The organism is Gemmatimonas sp. (assembly GCF_044376735.1).
Taxonomy (GTDB): Bacteria; Gemmatimonadota; Gemmatimonadetes; order Gemmatimonadales; family Gemmatimonadaceae; genus Gemmatimonas.
Genome location: NZ_JBILKJ010000278.1, coordinates 1 through 2,622 on the forward strand (window position 1 = coordinate 1; position 2,622 = coordinate 2,622).

General features: G+C 65.4%; 3 protein-coding genes. All 3 read right to left on the reverse strand.

All coding sequences use genetic code 11. The annotated features are described in order from the left end of the window. Positions 1-1,194: glycine--tRNA ligase (locus ACIRA7_RS16610; RefSeq protein ID WP_396221943.1), on the reverse strand; the 1,194-nt coding region annotated here is incomplete at its 3' end. A gap of 19 nt (positions 1,195-1,213) precedes the next feature. Beyond that, positions 1,214-2,239 (reverse strand): YpdA family putative bacillithiol disulfide reductase, encoded by a 1,026-nt coding sequence (locus ACIRA7_RS16615; protein ID WP_396221944.1) that lies wholly within the window; start codon positions 2,237-2,239, stop codon positions 1,214-1,216. Continuing rightward, positions 2,236-2,622, reverse strand: a 387-nt coding sequence (locus ACIRA7_RS16620; protein ID WP_396221945.1) for an adenylosuccinate synthetase, incomplete at its 5' end; no start/stop codon positions are given. The genes ACIRA7_RS16615 and ACIRA7_RS16620, both read right to left, overlap by 4 nt.

The following is a 2,622-nucleotide window of genomic DNA, read 5'->3' on the forward strand; positions in this document are numbered from 1 at the left end:
GCGGCGGTAGCGCTTGCCGATCGAGCCCGACTCGTCGTAGTCCATCGGGAACGCCATGCGCAGGTCGTGCAGCATGTTCTTCGCCATCTCCGGTTGACCGTCCTTCTTGGTGAGCGGGAAGATGGCCGCCTTGATCGGCGCGATGGCCGGATGCAGCCCGAGCACCACGCGCCCTTCATCTTCGCCCTCCACCGACTCCTCGCGATACGCGTTCACCAGCGCGGCCAGCGTCACGCGGTCGGCGCCCACCGACGTTTCGATCACGTACGGCACATAGCGCTTGTTATTGAGCTGGTCGTAGTACTCGAGCTTCTTGCTGGAGAACTGCTGGTGCTGCGTCAGATCGAAATCGCCGCGGTTGTGCACCCCTTCGATTTCCTGGAACCCCAGCGTACCGCCGAAGTCGAACGTCACGTCGAACGCGGCGCGCGCATAGTGCGCAAGCTCGCCCGCGCCGTGCTGATGGAACCGCAAGCGCTCCGGCGAAAGACCGAGCGCGAGGTGCCACTCCATGCGGAGCTGCTTCCACTGCTCGAACCACTCCATGTCCGTGCCCGGCTCGACGAAGAACTGCATCTCCATCTGCTCGAATTCGCGCGTACGGAAGATGAAGTTGCCCGGCGTGATCTCGTTGCGGAACGCCTTACCGATCTGCGCGATGCCGAACGGCACCTTCTGCCGCATGCTCTGCTGTACGTTCAGGAAGTTCACGAAAATGCCCTGCGCCGTTTCCGGACGCAGATAGACGATGCTCGCGCTCTCCTCGAGCGCGCCCATGTACGTCTTGAACATCAGGTTGAAGTTGCGCGCCTCCGTGAGCTGACACGCATCATGCTGACCGGGCTGCTTGCTGGGCTTCTGCGGGCAACGCGCGTCTTCCAGCTTGTCGGCGCGGAACCGACCCTTGCACGTCTTGCAGTCCACCAGCGGGTCGACGAAGCCGGCCACATGCCCGCTCGCTTCCCAGGTGCGCGGGTGCATCAGGATCGCCGCATCGAGTCCTTCGATGTCGTCGCGCGAACGCACCATCGCGTTCCACCAGCGATCCTTGATGTTCTTCTTGAGTTCCACACCCAGCGGACCGTAGTCCCACACCGAGCCCGTGCCACCGTAGATTTCGGAGGACTGGAAGATGAAGCCGCGGCGCTTGCACAGCGACACCAGCTTGTCCATCACGTCGGGTTGGGAAGCCATCGGAACCGAAGAGTTGAAGTCAGGAAAGGATGTGCCGCACGATCGCGTCACCGTGATCGCGGCCGTTCTCGATGAAGATACGATTCGCCGAAAGCCCCGACGCGATCACGCCCGCAAGGTAGACACCCGTGACCGGCGTGGCCATCGTGAGCGGGTTGTGAGCCGGAATGCCACTGACGGGCTCGATGGGCACGCCCACGGCCTCCAGTAGTCCGGTTTCCGGCAGGTATCCGGTCATGGTGTACACCTGCGTGGCTGGCACGCGGACCTCGCCGTCAGGCCCCGCCACCACCACCACGTCGGGCTCGATCGCGATCACGCGGCTTTCGTAGTGCGCCGCGATGCTGCCTTCGTGAATGCGCGCCTCGATGTCCGGACGGACCCAGGGCTTCACCCCGTTGTCGAGCGTCGCACCCACGTGCACCATCGTCACATGCGCGCCGGCCCGGTACATGTCGAGTGCGGCGTCCACCGCCGAATTGCCGCCGCCCACGATCACCACCGGTTCGCGCCACGCTGAGTGGCCTTCCACGTACCCATGGCGCACGTGCGGCAACGACTCGCCCGGCACCTGCAGCAGATTCGGACGGCCGAAGTAGCCTGTCGCGATGATCACCGCATGCGCCGCCGTTTCGAGCACCTCGCCGCTCCGCTTCACACTGCGCAGCAGCCACTGCGACGCGCGGGTGGGCACCGGCGCACCGCCCGGCGGATCGAGACGCACCGGACGCATCGACTCCACAGTTTCGTACTGCCGCACCGGCACGTCATACAGCGACGCCACGCCGCGATAGTAGGCCAGGGCGTCACGGCGCGTCGGCTTGTCGGTCGCCACCAGGAACGGCACACCGCCGATCGCGATGCGTTCGGCAGTGCTGAAGAACGTCATGTACGTCGGGTAGCTCGCGATGCCGTTCACGAGGCAGCCGCGATCGAACACCGCCACCGACAAGCCCCCACGTATCGCCGCGATCGCCGCCGCCAGACCGCACGGCCCCGCGCCGACGATCGCCACATCCACGAACGTCGTCAGCGAAGCGCTCATGCGACGACCGCGTGAACTCCAATGATCTGGTCGCGACGGGTCCCGACGCTCACGTACGCGATCGGCGTTTCACAGAGCGCCTCGAGACGGTCGAGATACGCCCGCGCCGCCGCCGGCAGGTCTTCCAGCTTGCGCGCGTCCTGCGTGGACTGATTCCACCCCGCCATCGTCTCGTACACCGGCTCGGCGTGTTCCAGCAGCTGCAAGTCGGCCGGAAACTCCGTGAGCACCTCGCCGTTGATCCGATAGCCCGTACACACCAGCAGTTCGTCGAGCGTGTCGAGCACGTCGAGCTTCGTGATCGCCAGCGCGGTCAGGCCGTTCACGCGCGCGGCGTACCGCACGACCACGCCGTCGAACCAGCCACAGCGACGGGCTCGGCC

What these genes read in the sequence shown, in the direction of transcription:
- ACIRA7_RS16615 (WP_396221944.1), bottom strand. Translation starts at nt 2,239, where the DNA reads ATGAGCGCTTCGCTGACGACGTTCGTGGATGTGGCGATCGTCGGCGCG.